Raw genomic sequence first — 18428 nt, forward strand, 5'->3', positions numbered from 1 at the left:
TGCACTGAAAGCGTATTTTTACTCTTTCGCTATGATCGAGCTGCAAACGGATTCTCTCAATCTCATCCCGTTTCCCGTGTTGTACGTAGACCGGGAATTTCGCTACCAGTTTTCAAATGGTGCCTTTCAGGAATGGATCGGCACGGAATATACTGCTGCGCCGGGACAGCCGTTGTCGGCAATTTTCGGAGAGCAGTTCTTCGATCGCATTCGTTTTAATCTGGTCGCTATTGGCCGTATGGGGCAGTCGTTTCCATATCGCTTGCTGCGGGGTGGAAAGTATTGTCCCGTGGAGATCTCGGTTACGGCAGACGTGCACGAGCATCAGGAGGTGCGCGGGTATACCATCATCATTCAGGATGTGTCGGGTCGCCGCCAGCGCGAGCGTTACTTACAGGATTATGTGGATACTGCGCCGATCGGCCTTCACTGGGTGAACGCCGAGGGCATTATACTATGGGCGAACCAGGCCGAGCTGGACATGCTCGGCTACCGCGCCGACGAATATATAGGGCATCATATCGCCGAGTTCCACGGAAATCCCGACGAGGCGGCGGAGATCTTGCGCCGCCTGGCCGCCAACGACCTGCTGCGGCAGCACGAGGTGTCGATGATACACAAGGACGGCTCCGTCCGCGATGTGCTCATCAGCTCCAGCGTGTTGTGGGAGAACGGAAATTTTGTTCATACCCGGTGCTTCACGCAGGATATTACCGGACGACGGCCGCTCAACGAGAAAGTGGCCCTGCACCGCGGACTGGAACGACTGGTGGCCGAACGCACGCGCGAGCTTCGGCTTCGAAACCAGGAGCTGCAGGCCAGTGAAGAACGGTATCACCGGATGATCGACGAAGTAGAGGATTATGCGATCCTGTTGCTGAGCCCGGAAGGTATAGTCGAAAACTGGAACAAAGGCGCCGAGAAGATCAAAGGTTATACGGCCGAAGAGGCGATTGGCAGGAGCTTCAAGATATTCTATACCCGGGAGGACCAGGAGAGCCGGTTGCCCGACCATTTGCTGCAGAAAGCGCTGCTGGAAGGCAAGGCGGTGCACGAGGGGTACCGGGTGCGCAAGGACGGCACCATGTTCTGGGGGAGTATTTTGATCACCGCCCTGCACGACGACGACGGCCGCGTGATCGGGTTCTCAAAAGTTACGCGCGACCTCAGCGAACGCAAGAAAGCGCAGGATGCCATTCAGCGTAAGAACGAAGAGCTGGAGAAGATGAACCAGGAGTTGTCGTCGTTCGCATATGTGTCCAGCCACGACCTGCAGGAGCCCCTGCGCAAGATCCGCGCATTCTCCTCGCGCATCCTCGAGCTCGACTATGACCGCCTGTCGGAAAAGGGACGCGATCATTTTGACCGCATTCAACGGGCCGCCGCACGCATGCAGAATCTGATCGAAGATCTGCTGACCTACTCCCGCACCACCAGCGCGGACCGCACCCTGGAGTCCATCAACCTGCAAACCGCCGTCACACAGGTTGTCGAGGAGCTTAGCGAGCGGGTGGAAGAGAAGAACGCTACCGTTACGTTCAATGACTTGCCGACGATCAACGGCATACCGTTCCAGATCCACCAGCTCTTGTTTAACCTGATCGGCAATGCGTTGAAATTCGCGAAGGAGGACGAACCCTCGCGCATCCAGGTGCAGGCCACACTGGTACCCGGCACGTTGATGCCGTTTGCGGAAGCCGATGCCGGCCGGCGATACCACTGCATCACGGTAGTTGACAATGGTATTGGCTTTGAGCCCGAGTTCAGTAAAAAGATCTTCGGCATCTTCCAGCGTTTGCACCGCCGCGACCGCTACGAAGGTACCGGAGTAGGGCTGGCGATCTGCCGCCGCATCGCCGAGAACCACGAAGGCTTTATCGAGGCTCACGGCATGTCGGGACAGGGTGCTGTGTTCCAGGTATATATACCGGCCTGACGGAAGAATTTCGCCACGCCTGAACTTTTGGGATGTAAGACGGGTTCATCCTGAAAGTCATTTTATGGAAACCACCGCTACAGACACACGCTTTATCATCAACCTGGCCCTGAGTGCCTGGGAAACACAGATCGAACGCTTCGACAAACACCTCGAAAAGCTCACCGACCAACAACTGGAATCCGAGATCGCCCCGGGCCGCAACCGGGGGGTATATGTGCTCGGGCACCTGGTAGCCGTTAACGACAACCTCTTTACCCTGCTGGGCCTCGGCGAAAGAATGTATCCGCAATTACAAGACCTCTTCATCCGCACACCCGACCGCACCGTGCCGATCCCCGCAACCGCCGAGCTGCGCAAGTACTGGTACGACGTAAATGCAAAGCTTACACCCGCGCTGCGTAACCTCACTCCGGAAGAGTGGCTGGGCAAGCACAGCTCGGTATCGGCCGAGGACTTTGCCAAAGAGCCGACCCGGAATAAACTGAATGTATTGTTGAGCCGGACATCGCACCAGGCATATCACTTCGGGCAGATTATACTGCTGTAGGAAGAGATAGCATAATGATGAAGATCGCGGATCGGAGGTTTACTTCCGTCTGCGATTTTTTATTTAATAGAGCCCATCAATCACAAGTGTTTTTTTGAGAAACGGCTATAATATCGCTTCCATCTGTATATTACACCGCTCGTAGGGAGAGGGCAGGCCGGTAACTTTCTTAAATCCCAGTTTATGGTATAGGTGAATGGCAGGCTTGAGTATCGTATTACTTTCGAGGTATAATTTAGTGGCACCGAGCGCACGGGCTTTTTCGAATGCCGCCTGGCCAAGCGTCCACCCAATGTGGCGTCCTTGCATCTCGGGCGCTACCGCCATCTTGGCAAGCTCAAAGGTAGTGGCATCCATCGGGATGAGCGCGCAGGCACCGACCGCTGTATCGTCGTAGAGGGCGATCAGGATGTGGCCGCCTTTATCCAGTATATATTCTTGTGGGTGGTCGAGTGATTTATAGTCTGTCTCTTCCATTTTAAAGTACGTGGTGATCCACTGCTCGTTGAGCAGGCGAAACGCCTGTTGATGGGCCGGTGTATAGTCAACGATGGTGACGCGGTTGCCTTCGCGGGTGCGCCGGGCCTCTTGCACACGACGCAGCAGGCTCTTTTCCGCCAACAGGAACTCCCATTCTTCCAGCGCCTTCCATAAGTTATGCTGGGTTTCCTCCAGCGCCTTTTCAACGGCCGCGTTCACATCATTGTATTGTGCCTGGATCTTTTCCTGCACCTGCTGGCCTTGTGGGGACAGGGTAACGAAATTTTTGCGGCCGTCGTCTTTTCCTTTTTTCTCCTTGACCAATCCCTGCTGCGCCATTTCCTGGACAATCTTACTGACAGAAGGGTGGGAGTGGCCGATCTCCTGCGCGATCTCGGTGATCGTGCGGGGACCGCCTTCCGACAAAGCATAGAACACGGGAAACCACTTCGGCTGCAGGTTGACGTCGTACAGGCGGTAGACGTCGCCGGCCTCTTCGGTGATCATTTCACTGAGCCGGCGGAGGCGGCTGCCAAGGGCCATTTTGCCGGTTTTATTATAGAATTCCATGGTTGGATAAATTATGTAACCAATTACGTAATTAACTACATATAATGCCAGAAGGTTGGCGGTATTTAGTAAAAGGATGTTTGTCTAAGCCTCAAAAGTTGTGGTCACGTTTTTTCAAATGCTGGAAAATAACCCTTTAGCCCACGATTTAGCCTCTAATAATTAAATTATCTATCTATTCTATAGACTTATAGTGTGTGAATGGAAAATTATAATACCTTTGCCGCATCGGCTTTGGATCCTGCTGGATCCGGGTCGCTATAAAAGAACCTATTCAATATGCTAACCGCTATGAAACGAAGAACGATTGCTACGCCCTTGTGCTGGATACTGGGGCTGCTGGCACTGTCGGCTTTCCTGGAGAAGCCCGCGGAAGAAAAATTTGTCGTAGACACACAAGCCAGTACGCTGGTGTGGACAGCCAAAAAGGTAACGGGGGCGCATACCGGGGCCGTGAAGTTATCCGCCGGCGAGCTGGCGCTGGAAGGCAAGGCCCTGAAGCGCGGCAGCTTCGATATCGACCTGACGTCGATCACAGTGACCGATATTACCGACCCGCAGTCGAATGCCAGGCTGGTAGGACACCTGAAGGGCGAAGACTTCTTTTCGGTCAATGCGTTTCCGAAAGCAAGCTTCGCATTGACGTCCGCTACCCCGCAGGCAGGTACGACCTACCTGGTAAAAGGCAAGCTGACGATCAAAGGCATTACCAACGACGTGGAGTTTCCCGCGTCTGTGGTAAAGGACGGCAGGAAATTAACGGCCACCGCCAGGATCGTAGTAGACCGCACGAAATATGACATTCGCTACCGGTCGACCAACTTTTTTGAGAACCTGGGTGACAAAGCCATTGAAAACGAATTTACACTTGATATTAAACTGGTAGCAGCAGCGCAAAAAGGAGTTTAGAAAAAGGGGAAAAAGGGATTCGTCGCTCTGGAAAAGTTTAGAATCTTCTTTCTCCCCCGTATCTGACCCGGCACATACTGGACGTATAGCAGGATCATCAGGCCAAGGTAGTCAATTTAGTTGAGACCCTAAAGACCTCGTTTCGTGGTCTTCCCACCCTGATGTTCGTGCTCTGGCATTGCCATGCCCCGCTGGACCACTTCATCCATGTTTCAACACTACCGCATGAATTCTACTTTACATTCACGCATTGATCGTCACGGTCACACGCAGCCATGGTATACCGTGCTGCTCCTGCTCGCCGGCACGCTGCTCGCGCTGTCCGCCTATGGTCAGGACGCCACCATCACAGTAAGCGGTAAAGTTACCGCTGACGACACGCAAGAGGGGATCCCCGGCGTAAACATCGTCGTAAAAGGAACCAATGCCGGCGCCATTACCGACGCCGCCGGCACCTATACGATCACGGCGCCCGCCGCCGGCACGCTGGTCTTTTCAAGCATCGGTTTTGCTTCCGCCGAGGTGGCGGTGAACAACCATACGGCGCTGAACGTCGGGTTAAAGACCGACATCAACGAATTACAGGAAATTGTGATCGTCGGGTACGACACCCGCGAGCGCAAAGACCTGGTAGGCTCGATTGCCAAAGTAGACCCTGCCGCGACCAAAGCGATTCCCGCGGGCAGCTTTGACGCACAGCTGCAAGGCAAGATCGCCGGTGTGCAGATTGCCAGCAACACGGGCGTGCCCGGCGAGGCGGTGAATGTGCGCATCCGCGGCGTGACGTCGATCAACGCCGATGTCGACCCGCTCTACATCGTCGACGGGGTCTTTGTGAACAGCAACAGCCTGCAAAAGATCAACACCGGTGGTAAAGCGACATCGCCGATCGCCGACATCAATCCCGCCGACATCGAGAGTGTCGAGGTATTAAAGGATGCTTCGGCCACCGCCCTGTATGGCTCGCGTGCAGCCAACGGCGTGATCGTCATCACGACCAGGCGCGGCAACTACGAGCAGAAACCGACCATCAGCTTCAACGCCTCCCACGGCTGGGCGAAAGCCGCAAAGCTGTGGCACCTGACGACGGGCCCCGAGCACGCGCAGCTAGTGAACGAGTTTTATAGCAATGCCTATAAAGATGCCGAAACAGCCGGCAACACGGCCGATATGGCGAAGTATAAGACCGTACCGTTCCGCGCACACGACGATCGCCCCAATGAAACGCCCGCGCCGCGTGGCCTGCCCGAAGATCAGCAGACCTACGATCGCCTGGGCGAGCTGTTCCGCACCGCGCATTTACAGAACTACGACCTGTCACTCGCCGGTGGTACAAAGACAACCAGGTACTACATCGGTGCTGGCTATAACACGCAGGAGGCGATCATCCGCCCCATTACTTTCGAACGCGCCAGCTTTAAGGTGAATCTCGACCAGCGCATCAACGATAAAGTGCTGGTGGGCGTGAGCAATACCTTTACCCGTACCTATCGCAACCAGGCGCGCGCCGGCGACGGTCCGCAAGGTGGTTTGCTACAGTCGGCGCTGCATACGCCCACCTATATCTCGCCGTACGATGCAAACGGCGTTTTGGTAGCGGGTGGCAACTTCGACAACCTGACGCTGTTGCTGGATAACTACGACGTCAATTCCCGGAGCCTTCGTTATGTCGGCAACCTCTTCCTCGAAGCCGACCTGCTGCCCGAGCTGAAGTTCCGTACCAGCGTTGGCGCCGATTATAATAACTACGAGGAATCGGAATACTGGAATACGTTTACGACCGTGGGAGGAAAAACGGGCCTGGCCACGTCGGGGATATCGCAAAACGCCACGCTGCTCAACGAGCAGGTGCTGACGTACCGGCACACCTTCGGCAGCGCCCATACAGTCGGCATACTGGTCGGCAATACGCTGCAAAGCGATGCTACAACACGTACGTATGCGGAGGGCTCTGGCTTTGCCAACAACTCGGTGAAGCTCATTTCACAGGCGGCCACCGTAAAGGGCTCACAAACCTGGACCAGGAGCACGCTGGTATCATTCTTCAGCCGCTTGGATTACAACTATGCTGACAAGTATCTGCTGGATGTCAGCTTCCGGGCCGACGGCTCGTCGCGGTTTGGTGCCAACAACCGGTGGGGCTACTTCCCGTCGGTAGGTGTGGCGTGGCGTATCAAGGAAGAGGGCTTCCTGCAGGATGTGGAGACGATCTCGGACCTGAAGCTGCGCGCAAGCTTTGGCATTTCGGGTAACCAGAACATCGGTGACTTTGCCTGGCAAGGACAATGGGGCGCCGGGGCGTCATACAACGGCAACCCAGGTATTGCGCCCTCACAGCTGGCCAACCCCGACCTCAAGTGGGAGGAGACCCGCCAATGGAACCTGGGCCTGGACGTGACGCTGCTCGATCGTCGCCTGACATTCGAGGTTAACGCATACGATAAATATACTCACGACGGTCTGCTGAAGCGAAACATTCCTTCGAAGACCGGCTTCACGTCGATTTGGGATAACGCCATCGAGGTGAGCAACCGCGGGTTCGAGCTCGGCATTACAACCGTCAACCTGCGCAAGACCGACCTGACGTGGACCACGTCGCTGAACGTTTCACGCAACGTCAACAAGATCGAAAAGCTGGAAACGCCGCTGCGCTTTGGCAGCCGCGACCTGATCTTACAACGGGAAGGCTCGCCGCTGTATTCGTTCTGGGTGTATAAACAACTGTATGTCGACCCGCAGACAGGCGACGCGGTATACGAGGACGTAGACGGCGTGCCCGGCATTACGGTCAACGACCGCCAGCTGATCGGCAGCATCTGGCCAAAGTATTTCGGCGGTATCACCAACGAAGTGACGTATAAAGGCTTTGATCTGAACGTATTCTTTGCCTTCTCGTATGGCAACAAAGTATATAATCACAACAAGTTCTTTGGAGAGGGGGGCGGGGCACGCGACGCAAGCCGGGTGATCTTTGCCAGCAACCTGGCGCGGTGGCAGAAGCCGGGTGACATCACGGATGTACCGCGACCGCAGGTTACGAACGTCAACAACTACCGCGATGGTGGAAGTCGGTGGTTGGAAGACGGTTCGTACCTGCGGCTGCGATCCCTCACGCTGGGCTACACGCTGCCGTCGTCTGTCACGGAGCGGCTGAAGCTCGAAAAGCTGCGCATCTATGCCGTAGGCACCAACCTGTGGCTGCTGACCGACTATACCGGCCTGGACCCCGAGTCCAGCTCCAGCAGCAGCCAGAATGAACCCGGCATCGACCTGGGCACACCGCCGCAACCCCGCGGCTTGCAGATCGGTATTGACCTCAGACTTTAATCATACGCATTCATGAAAGCATATCGTATATACATCGGATTTTTACTGGCGCTGATCGCGGCCGCGTCCTGCGACGACTACCTGGACGTGCGGCCGAAAGAAACGATCCCCGATACAAACCCCATTTTTGATAAGACCTCGGCCGAGCAGGCCGTGCGGGCCATGTACAACAAGTTCTATTACGGCGCTGCGTCGTATTCTGAAAACGGTACGACGTCGGGCGGCAGCCCGTCGTTCGAAGCGATCGGCTACCTTTCGGGCGGCAACGTGAAGTGGACGGGTTCACAGTCACAGATCGGCGAGTTTGAGAAACATTTTGTCAACGCCGAGAACTCGACGGTAAGCGCTACCTGGACGAACATCTACCGCGTGGTGAACCTGGCGAACAACGTACTGGCCAAGGTGCCGCTGATCACCGGCGACCCCACGCTGACCGAGGCACTGCGCGATCAATACCTCGGCGAGGCATACTTCGTTCGCGCGCTGGCATACTTTGACCTGGCGCGGGTGTGGGGCGGCGTGCCGATCATTACGAAACCGACCGAAGTAGCGACCGACAACGTCGGCATCGGCCGCGGCACGGTGGAGGAAGCGTACGCCCAGGTATTGAGCGACCTGGAGGCTGCCGAGCCCCTGCTGCCCGAGACGACAGACCGCTACCGGGCCACACGCAAGACGGTATGGGCGCTGCGCGCGCGCTACCATCTGTACCAGCGCGAGTGGGCGTTGGCCGAAGGGTATGCCGATAAGCTCATCGCCGACGAAGCGAGCTACAAACTGGTAGCGCCCTATAACTCGTTCTTCTTTCCCGCGACCGTGCGTGGTTCGGTAGAGTCTGTGCTCGAGATCTTTTTCAACGGTACCACCGAAATAAACAACCACTTCACATCGTGGCAGATTCAGGCCAACGGCGGCACGCGGCAGTGGGCGCCGAGCGACGAGATCGTGGCACTGCTGAACAACGCCGGGATCGGTGGAAACCGCAATACCCTGATCGCGAAAGATGGCTCCGGTAACTGGTACAACAATCTTTATTACCGCAAGCCTGGCGCCGACCCCGCGTTTGTCATCCGCATCGCCGAGTTATACCTGATCCGCGCGGAAGCGCGGGCACAACGGGAAAAGCTGACCGAAGCCGTGGACGATCTCGATGCCGTGCGACAACGTGCCGGCCTGGCGGGCAGCACCGCTGCCACACAACAGGAAATCCTGGATGCCATCGAGCTGGAACGCCGCGTGGAGTTTGCCTTCGAGCATCACCGCTGGTTTGACCTGGTGCGTACGGACCGCGCGGCCGCGGTACTGAGCATCAGTGACAAAGGGCGGTACGTCATGCCGATCCCCGCCGCCGAGCGCCTCGTGGACAAGACGCTTGAACAGAACGACGCATACAAATAGACGACCTTATACCCTTAACCGCTGATTGTTATGAACGTGGTAGAAACCCCCGTCGCACCCGTAAAACGGGTCAAGGCCTATGCCGCTTCGCCCGTGGTGAAGCCGGCTGGCGAGCATGATCAGGCCCCTGCCTGGAAAGGTTGGGAGAAGACGGCCTTCCGCTTCTTCTTTGTGTACTTCCTCATTCAGATCGTACCCCTCGACTGGAAATACTACCGCGACCTGTTTGAGCCGGATGGCGCCTTCCTGTCGCTGCGCGATATATTCTATGCCGCCCGTTATACGCCGCGTTTCTTTGGCGACGTGCCGGTCTTTGCCGACTGGGGCATTGCCGCGGCGCTGGCGGCGGCCGCTACGGCGCTCTGGGGTTATTGGGATCGCGAACGCAAAGAGTATACGAATCTGTACTACGCATTGCGTGTGATCCTGCGCTACCGGTTAGCCTTTGCATTGCTGGCCTATGCCCTGATCAAGTTCTATCCGCAACAAATGCCGCTGCCGTCGGTCGGGAACCTCAACACACATTATGGCGATATCAGCGCCTGGAAGCTCTTCTCCATGAGCACCGGTATCGTGCCCGGGTACCAATCGTTCCTGGGCTTGGTCGAAGCGGCAGCCGCGCTGCTGCTGGTATACCGCAAGACAGCGTCCATTGGCGCGTTTATCGTGCTGCCGTTTACGGGCAACGTGTTGATGTCGAACCTGGCGTACGAAGGCGGTGAATATGTATACAGCCTGCTGCTGATCACCTTTGCCGCGTTTGTGCTGGCGTACGATGTGCCGCGCCTCTTACGACTTACGTCGTTTGAGCTGCCGACAGAGCCCAATCGCTATCAACCGGTATGTAAGGCCGATTGGCAACGGTATGGTCGCTGGTCGTTGAAGCTGCTCTTTGTCGCGTTGGTGGGCTGGTATGGATACCAAAGCCTGCAAACCTACCGGCAGGGCGGGTACCAGTTTCCGCACGCGCCAGGCTTGGCGAACGCCGCAGGGCTTTATGACGTGCATACCTTCCGCGTCAATGGTCGCACGATATCGCCCGGCGCGACGGACGCACAACGCTGGCGTGATGTGGCGTTCGAAAAATGGGCGACACTCAGCATCCGCACCAATCAGCCCGCACCGCTGGTGATGGCCGGCACCGAAGAGCTCTTTGCAAACGACGATGACCGTAACTACGAGTATGCCGGTACGACCGGACGCCATTACCTGCGGTACGATGCCGACACGATAAACCGTGTGTTGACCTTCCGCGAGCGCGACAGCAAGCTGCTGACCCTGCACTATACACGCCCGGACACCCAGACCATTACACTGGCGGGTGTTACAGCGGCAAAAGATTCGGTATACGTCGAGCTGCGCAGGATCGACAAGAGATACCTGCTCGACGAAGCGGCCAAAGTTGGCCGTCGCAGAGGACTGAAACTATAAAACGACCACTCCTATGAACGAACGCAGCACATTCCGCCGCCCCTGGAAGGAATCCGAAAAGCTTGCCTTCCGGGTAGCGTTTATTTTCTTTATCAGCTTAAGCATTCCCAATAACCCGGAGTGGTATAAACATGTGTGGTCCATCGACTGGACTAACCTGCACTACCGCGACCTGTACGACATCGCGCGGTTCGGCTCGGGTCTGAACTTCTTCGGCAACGAGATCTTTGGCAGCCCGCTGGCGGGTTATGCCAACTGGGTCATAACCCTGCTGGTGTCACTGGCCGCAGGTATTGTCTGGACAGTCGTCGATCGCATTCGCCGCAAACCGGAAGAATATAACGTATTATACTACTGGTTGCGCGCCATCGTGCGTTATCGCGCCGGGATCGGCATCATCGGCTTTGGTTTTACCAAACTGCTGCCGGTGCAAATGCCATACCCGTCGACAGCGTTGCTCAATACCGACTTTGGTGATTTTACCGCGCAGAAGATCTACTGGCTGTCCATCGGCATTGTACCCTGGTACCAGGTGTTTGCCGGTGTTGTGGAAGTAGCGGCCGGCACCTTACTGTTTTTTCGGAAAACAACATTGTTAGGAGCAGCCTTGCTGTTTGGTGCGCTGGGTGATATCGTCTATGTGAACTTTGCTTACGACGGCGGTGTGCACGTCTACAGCTCGTACTTTGTGTTGCTGGCAGGCTTCCTGTTGGTGCATTATATCCCGGCATTATACCGCTTGCTGATCCTGGAGCAACCGGCTAACCTGGTGTCGTTTTACCCGTACCTGGCCAAACCGTGGCAGCAGGCCGTGCGCATCGGACTCAAGTCGCTTACGATCTTGATCTTCCTGGTGGTGCTCTTTTACCTGCAACTGGTAAACTTCTGGTACGATCCGTATAAACAACCGTCTACCAAAGGTGTGACGGCATTGCGCGGATATTACAATGTGACCGAGTTCCGTGTCAACGATCAGGCGATAGCCTACGCGCCGCTGGACTCGGTGCGGTGGTCGGAAGTGACCCTGGAGAACTGGACCACGCTGACGTTTAAAGTAAACCGCGCCACGGACCTCGACTTGTCGAACGGCGGCGGCGACCCGCAACGCGACATCAACCGCACATTCGAGCTGGCGGGTGTTGGCGGTGGCCGCCGCGTATTTCACTACTTCGCGGATACGGTCGACCATGTATTATACCTGCAAGACAAGTATAAAGCCGTACCCGACCGCCGCAACGTAACGGCCGGGGCAGGCGGCGACGGTGGCGATCCCGATGCGATACGCCTGGCGAAGAAGGGAAAACCTGAAGTTAAAAAGGAAGGCATTTACGCCGACGATTGGATCAGCCGCCAAGCCTGGGCGCATATCGGCGACGAAACCACGAAGATCAATGCCCTGGCAGCTTCGACGCGGCGCGACCGCGAGTTTGCCCGGGAAAAAGGAAAATATGATGAACGCAAGCGCATGGTGCTGCACTACGCGGTAGAGCGTGGGGGAGCGCGTGTGATCTTGCGCGGGGTTGATGAGAAACAAGATTCGTTATATGTCGTGCTGGACCGGCAGGATAAACAATACGCGCTGTCGGGCAGTACGCTGCAGGCAGGCGATTATCAGTAATCAGTAAGGGAGTCGGCATGCGTTCTTTATTTGGGTTAGGTACGGTGCCGGCTTCACTTATTGCCGGTCGCAACAGACCAGGGACTTTTCAGGCAGGCGGGCTGCGGGCGCTATACGTGGTGGTGTTAGTGTTCGCGCTTGCCTCCTGTTTTGGTAACAAGGAGGATACGACGGGCGAAGAAGCCTGGCCGGCAACGTCAGGGTTGGGGCGTGTGGCTACTGCCGCCGAGATCGCCAGGCTCGATATCGATGTTCGTCCGGATGGACAGGGGCTGCCAAACGGCTCCGGCACCGTGCCGAAGGGCCGGCGGCTATACCAGCAAAAGTGTGCGCGCTGTCATGGCCGCACCGGCGTAGAGGGACCGTACAACGTACTGGTCTCTATTCAGGGAGATACAACCCGTAAGAACAAACAGGAAAAGACGATCGGCGACTACTGGCCGTACGCCAGTACCCTGTACGACTATATACATCGGGCCATGCCGTACGACAGCTCCGGGTCACTGACGCCCGGGCAGGTGTACAGCCTGACGGCATTTCTGCTGCATGCCAACGGCATGATCGATTCGACCACGGTACTGACCAAACAGAACCTGCCGCAGGTAGTGATGCCCGCGCAGGAAATGTTTGTGCCCGACGACCGCAAGGGCGGGCCGGAAGTACGGTAACACGAGGAGGTTTTTTATGAAGCAAGATAACGAAGGGATCCAGCACAATACAACGGCACCGGTACACACGGGTACCGTAATGAAACGACGTACCTGGCTGGGAGGGGCGGCTACGGCAGCCGTTGTATTGGTGCAAACAGCGTTTGGCAAACGGCTGCAGGCCGCGGTGACCGAAGCGGAGAAGACCCTGGAGGATACTACCAAGAGGTTGGGCACGCCGCCCGGGGTATTGGGTACGCGTTCACCGTTTGAAACACCGCACAAGAAGCCGTCCGATACATCGTCGCGTACGCCGTTGCAGGATCTCTACGGCATGATCACGCCGTCCGATCTGCACTTCGAGCGCAACCATGGCGGCGTGCCGCGGATCGACCCGCAACACCATGAGCTGATGATCCATGGCATGGTGGAGAAACCGATGATCTTTACGGTGGCGGAGCTGAAACGCTTCCCCTCGGTATCGCGGATCTGCTTTGTTGAATGCTCCGGTAATTTTCGCGGCGGCAGCGAGGCGCTCACGCCGCAGGAGATTTGTGGCCTGACGAGCCAGAGCGAATGGACGGGCGTCATGCTCTCCACGTTGTTTCGCGAGGTGGGCGTGAAGCCTGCGGCGGCGTGGTTCCTGGCCGAAGGTGCCGACGCGGCCGTGATGACGCGCAGCGTGTTGGTGAGCAAGGGGTGGGAGGACGCGATGATCGTCTACGCGCAGAACGGCGAAGCGATCCGGCCCGAACAGGGATACCCGCTGCGGTTGTTGCTGCCGGGGTGGGAGGGTAACACCAGCGTGAAGTGGCTGCGCCGCATCGAGCTGTCGGACCAGCCCTTCATGACGCGCGAGGAGACATCCAAATACACCGAGTCGATCGGTGGCGGCAAGGTGCGGCAGTTCAGTTTTGTGATGGATGCCCGTTCGATCATTACATTTCCCGCGTACCCGGCACATGTCGGCAAGGGCTGGATCGAGATACGAGGCCTGGCCTGGAGTGGCCGGGGCAAAATTCAGGCGGTGGAGGTGAGCACCGACGCCGGCAAGACCTGGGCGCCCGCGCGCCTGCAGGAGCCGGTACTGGACAAGGCGCACACCCAATTTCGCTATATATGGCAGTGGAATGGTGAAGAGACTGAAATTATGAGTCGTGCAATCGATGAAACCGGTTATATTCAGCCTACTTTTCGTCAGCTTTCGGACGCCCGCGGGGGAAGTAAAGGTGGCTATCACTTTAATCCCGTCACGGCGTGGCGCATCAAGCGTACCGGCGAGGTACTGCTGCAGCCGGAAGCGGGAAGAAGGTGATCAAATAGGTAACGACGTGGGGAAAACAGAATATGACGCAATCGTAGTGGGATCGGGGCCGAACGGCCTGGCCGCCGCGATCACTTTGCAGCAGGCGGGATGCTCGGTGTTGCTGATAGAAGGGAAAGATACCCTGGGTGGCGGCATGCGCTCGGAAGCGCTGACGCTGCCGGGCTTTACGCACGATGTATGCTCGGCCATACACCCGCTGGCGATCGCATCGCCGTTCTTCTGCAAGCTGCCGCTGGAAAAGCACGGCCTGCGATATATCCTGCCCGACATTGCGGCGGCCCACCCCTTGGAAGACGGTAGCGAAGCTTTTCTCGACATGTCGCTCGATGTGACCGCCCGCGCGCTGCGCCGCGATGAGCACGTCTATCGCCACCTGATCAAACCCGTAGCCGATACCTGGCCGCACCTGGCCGAAGATGTGCTGGGACCGCTGACCATACCGCGCCACCCCGTGGCCATGGCCCGGTTTGGCGTAAATGCGCTGCGTTCAGCCAACGCCATTGCACGTCGCTTTTCTACGCCGCAAGGCAAGGGTCTCTGGGCCGGTATGGCCGCACACGGCATACAACCGCTGAGCAATCTCTCATCGGCTGCTATCGGGTTGGTGCTGATGGCAAATGCGCATATAAAAGGGTGGCCGGTGCCGGTGGGCGGATCACAATCCATCGCCAACGCGCTGGTGTCATACTTTAAGTCGCTTGGCGGAACCATCCAAACGGAGTTCTTTGTCAGCAACCTGGGCGACCTGCCTTCGGCGAAGGCCGTGCTGCTGGATGTCACGCCGCGCCAGCTGTTGCAGATCGCGGGCCACACGTTCTCGTCGTTCTATACCTGGCAGCTGCAACGCTATCGCTACGGCATGGGTGTCTTTAAGGTCGACTGGGCACTGAACGGACCCGTGCCCTTTACCGCACCGGCCTGCCGCATCGCCGGTACCGTGCACCTGGGCAACACGTTTGAAGAGATTGCCCGGTCGGAATATGAGACTTCCACCGGCCGGCATGCAGACAAGCCGTTCGTACTGCTGGCACAACAAAGTATATTTGACCCCACACGCGCCCCCGCCGGGCATCACACCGCGTGGGCCTATTGCCACGTGCCGCACGGCTCGACGCGCGACATGACAGAGGCCATTGAAAAACAGGTCGAGCGGTTTGCTCCAGGCTTCCGCGACCGCATCATCGCGCGGCATACCATGAACACGCTGCAGATGCAGGAGCACAACCCCAACTATATCGGCGGCGACATCAACGGGGGAGTCATTGATCTCGGGCAGCTTTTTACACGGCCCGCGCTGCGCTTCTCGCCGTACCGTACCTCCGCCAAAGGCATCTATATCTGCTCGTCGTCTACGCCGCCCGGTGGGGGGGTACACGGCATGTGCGGATTTCATGCCGCCCGCCGGGCCTTAAACGATATTTTTAGACATACATTTTTTTCGATCCGATAACCACCTGGGTATGAGCAACACAACAATCGCCAAAGAAAGAACCCCGCTACACGAAGATTGGGCCGTCGTGGTCCTCGGCTTCCTGATCATTGCCATCAGTTTTTTTTACCTCGTGCCTGTACCGGCCTATAGTTGGAAAGATGCCGAGGGCCTGGCCGACGTATTGGCAAAGGCCAACCTCGGCGCGATCCTCGTGCAGTTCCTGTTTGTATTTGTCCTGGGCCTGTTTGGCGCGTGGTTGACGGGAAAATCGGTGACGGCATTTGTGAAGGCGTTTCCGCTGATCGCCGTGCTGACGATAGTGGCATTGATCATTGCCGGCAACAGCGGCATCAAGGGGCTGGGCCTCGAGGCGGTGATCTTCAGTCTTTCCATCGGCTTGCTGGTGAGCAATACCATCAAGTTGCCCGACTGGTTCCGCGCGGCATTGACCGCCGAGATGTTTGTAAAGATCGGCCTCGTGCTGCTGGGTACATCGGTGATCTTTACCGACATTCTCACCGCCGGTTCCCTGGGACTTATCCAGGCCCTGGTGGTGGTGGTATCCGTATGGTACTTTGCCTTCTGGGTGTGCAGGAAGTTTAAGCTCGACGGAGAGCTGACCATGATGTTGTCAAGCGCCGTATCGATCTGCGGCGTATCTGCGGCGATTGCCACTGCCGGTGCCATCAAAGGCGACACAAAGAAACTTTCGTATATCATTTCCCTCGTGCTGATCACCGCCATTCCTATGATGATCTTTATGCCGTACATCGCCCGCTACTTCCATTTTCCCGAAGCGGTTACAGGCGCCTGGCTCGGGGGCAGCATCGATACAACGGGAGCAGTAGTGGCGTCGGGCACGCTGGTGGGAGAAACGGCGCTCAAGATTAGTACCATCGTCAAGTTCTCGCAAAACGTGCTGCTGGGACTGGCAGCATTTGCTATCAGTCTCTACTGGACCTATACCAACGAAGGAAAGACCCAGGATGCCGCCAGACAGCCCACCTTGGCCGTGATCTGGGAACGCTTTCCGAAGTTTGTACTGGGCTTCATCGCAGCATCGTTGTTATTTACGTTCCTGTCCTCGGGCGGATCGATCATCGGGTTCAGCAAACTACACTTGGAGTTTGAAATACCGCATGTGATCTCGAAGGATGCCCTGAAGCCGATAACAAAAAACCTGAAGAGCATCCAACTGTTGTGGTTTGCCCTGGCGTTTACCAGCATTGGACTCGAAACCAAGTTCTCTGACCTCTTCAACGCCGAGAGTCGCAAGCCGCTTTATGCATTTCTGATCGCACAGCTGTTTAATATTATCGTGACATTGATCATTGCCTTTATCCTCTTCGGAAATGCCTGATCCAAGTGACTTTCCGGGGGAGTTGCATACGTTGGAAATGGCAATAAAACTGTATATTCGCGGGGTTGCCCCCGGGGCAATACGGCATTTGTCTATCGTCATTTCCCGCTAAACTTTGATTGCTCATGAATGGCATAACCGCCACCGCCACGCTGAATAACCCCCGCACCGTACGGGCTTGGTACATGTTTGACTGGGCAAACTCGGTGTATTCGCTGATCATTATCACGGCCATTTTTCCGATCTACTACAAGGAAGTAGCAGTATCGAGTGGCACGGACCAGGTGAACTTTCTGGGTTTTACGTTGCAGAACTCGGTGTTGTATTCGTACGCCCTGTCGTTCTCCTTCCTGGTCGTAGCGGCCATCCTGCCGTTGCTCTCCGGCGTGGCCGACTATACAGGCAGGAAAAAGACTTTTATGAAGATCTTTGTCTGGCTCGGAAGTTTATCGTGCATGGGACTATACCTCTTTGAAAACGTATCGTGGTTGGAATGGGGCATTGTATGTTCCATCCTGGCAAGCATAGGGTACTCTGGCAGCCTGGTGTTTTACGACGCCTTCCTGCCCGAGATCGTAACCCGCGACCGTTATGACGCGACCAGCGCGAACGGTTACTCCATGGGGTATTTCGGCAGCGTGCTGCTGATGGTCATTTGTACCGTGCTCATTCTGGGCGCAGATACCTTTGGCTTTACAGAAGGTGAGGCTACACGCTTTTCGTTTTTGCTGGTAGGCGTATGGTGGATAGGTTTTTCGATGATACCGTTTGCCTTGCTGCCGGAGAATGTCGCGGAGCGCAAGCTGGAAGGCAGCAGCATCTGGACGAAGGGCTACGAGGAGATCCGCAAGGTGTGGCGCAGCCTGCGTCAGCAGCCCGACCTGAAACGCTATCTGTTCGCATTTTTCTTTTACAACGGCGGTGTGCAAACCGTGATGTACCTGGCTACGTTGTTCGGCACCGATGTACTGCATTTAGGCACCACCAGCCTCATCGCTACCGTCGTGATCATACAATTGGTCGGGATTCTGGGAGCATGGCTTTTTGCACGCCTGTCGCAAGCCAAAGGCAACCGCTTTTCGCTGACGGTCATGATCATGATCTGGATCGGCATCTGCGTCAGCGCGTACTTTATCACGACAGAGTATGAGTTTTATATCCTGGCATTTGTCGTGGGCATGGTGATGGGCGGCATTCAATCGCTGTCGCGCGCAACCTATTCCAAGCTGATCCCCGACAACACGATCGATCACGCGTCATACTTCAGCTTCTACGATGTGACATATAATCTCGCCATTGTGTTTGGTACTTTCTCTTATGGATTTATCGATCACCTGACCGGCAGCATGCGATATAGCGCGCTGGCACTGGCGTTGTATTTTATTGTTGGCGGAGCAGTGTTGTTTACGGTCAGGACGAAAGCGATTCGGAAAGCCTAGTGTG

The 18428-nt window shown here is 56.5% G+C and carries 13 protein-coding genes; 12 read left to right on the plus strand and 1 reads right to left on the minus strand.

Translation table 11 applies throughout. From position 1 onward, the window contains the following. The first annotated feature begins 31 nt into the window (after positions 1-31). Positions 32-1936 (plus strand): PAS domain-containing sensor histidine kinase, encoded by a 1905-nt coding sequence (locus KK078_RS00465; RefSeq protein WP_254088258.1) that lies wholly within the window; start codon positions 32-34, stop codon positions 1934-1936. 64 nt (positions 1937-2000) lie between these two features. Beyond that, entirely contained in the window at positions 2001-2486 is a 486-nt protein-coding gene (locus KK078_RS00470; RefSeq protein ID WP_254088259.1) for a DinB family protein, read from the plus strand. Positions 2487-2591: 105 nt separating this feature from the next. Here the strand turns inward: KK078_RS00470 and KK078_RS00475 are convergent, their stop codons facing one another. Further along, positions 2592-3536 (minus strand): bifunctional helix-turn-helix transcriptional regulator/GNAT family N-acetyltransferase, encoded by a 945-nt coding sequence (locus KK078_RS00475; RefSeq protein WP_254088260.1) that lies wholly within the window; start codon positions 3534-3536, stop codon positions 2592-2594. A gap of 291 nt (positions 3537-3827) precedes the next feature. On the opposite strand from KK078_RS00475, the gene KK078_RS00480 reads away from it, so the two are divergent. From KK078_RS00480 to KK078_RS00525, 10 genes are all read left to right on the plus strand, one after another. Then, on the plus strand, positions 3828-4445 hold the full coding sequence (locus tag KK078_RS00480; RefSeq protein ID WP_254088261.1) for a YceI family protein: 618 nt from the start codon (positions 3828-3830) through the stop codon (positions 4443-4445). A 225-nt stretch (positions 4446-4670) separates the two neighbouring features. After that, a complete protein-coding gene (locus KK078_RS00485) occupies positions 4671-7772 on the plus strand; it encodes a SusC/RagA family TonB-linked outer membrane protein (RefSeq protein ID WP_254088262.1) in 3102 nt (1033 codons plus the stop codon). A 12-nt stretch (positions 7773-7784) separates the two neighbouring features. After that, positions 7785-9170, plus strand: coding sequence for a RagB/SusD family nutrient uptake outer membrane protein (locus tag KK078_RS00490; protein WP_254088263.1), 1386 nt, complete (start codon positions 7785-7787; stop codon positions 9168-9170). A gap of 30 nt (positions 9171-9200) precedes the next feature. Next, complete coding sequence (locus KK078_RS00495; RefSeq protein WP_254088264.1) at positions 9201-10601, plus strand: DoxX family protein; 1401 nt, start codon at positions 9201-9203, stop codon at positions 10599-10601. 13 nt (positions 10602-10614) lie between these two features. Next, positions 10615-12219 (plus strand): hypothetical protein, encoded by a 1605-nt coding sequence (locus tag KK078_RS00500; protein WP_254088265.1) that lies wholly within the window; start codon positions 10615-10617, stop codon positions 12217-12219. Positions 12220-12236: 17 nt separating this feature from the next. Continuing rightward, positions 12237-12887, plus strand: a complete 651-nt coding sequence (locus KK078_RS00505; protein ID WP_254088266.1) for a c-type cytochrome — start codon at positions 12237-12239, stop codon at positions 12885-12887. Positions 12888-12966: 79 nt separating this feature from the next. Further along, positions 12967-14181, plus strand: a complete 1215-nt coding sequence (soxC, locus tag KK078_RS00510; protein WP_254088431.1) for a sulfite dehydrogenase — start codon at positions 12967-12969, stop codon at positions 14179-14181. 16 nt (positions 14182-14197) lie between these two features. After that, positions 14198-15643 (plus strand): phytoene desaturase family protein, encoded by a 1446-nt coding sequence (locus tag KK078_RS00515; protein ID WP_254088267.1) that lies wholly within the window; start codon positions 14198-14200, stop codon positions 15641-15643. A 10-nt stretch (positions 15644-15653) separates the two neighbouring features. After that, positions 15654-16985 (plus strand): YeiH family protein, encoded by a 1332-nt coding sequence (locus KK078_RS00520; protein ID WP_254088268.1) that lies wholly within the window; start codon positions 15654-15656, stop codon positions 16983-16985. Positions 16986-17110: 125 nt separating this feature from the next. Next, positions 17111-18424 (plus strand): MFS transporter, encoded by a 1314-nt coding sequence (locus KK078_RS00525; protein ID WP_254088269.1) that lies wholly within the window; start codon positions 17111-17113, stop codon positions 18422-18424. Positions 18425-18428: the final 4 nt, after the last annotated feature.

The organism is Dawidia soli (genome assembly GCF_018598185.1).
Lineage (GTDB): Bacteria > Bacteroidota > Bacteroidia > Cytophagales > Cyclobacteriaceae > Ohtaekwangia > Ohtaekwangia soli.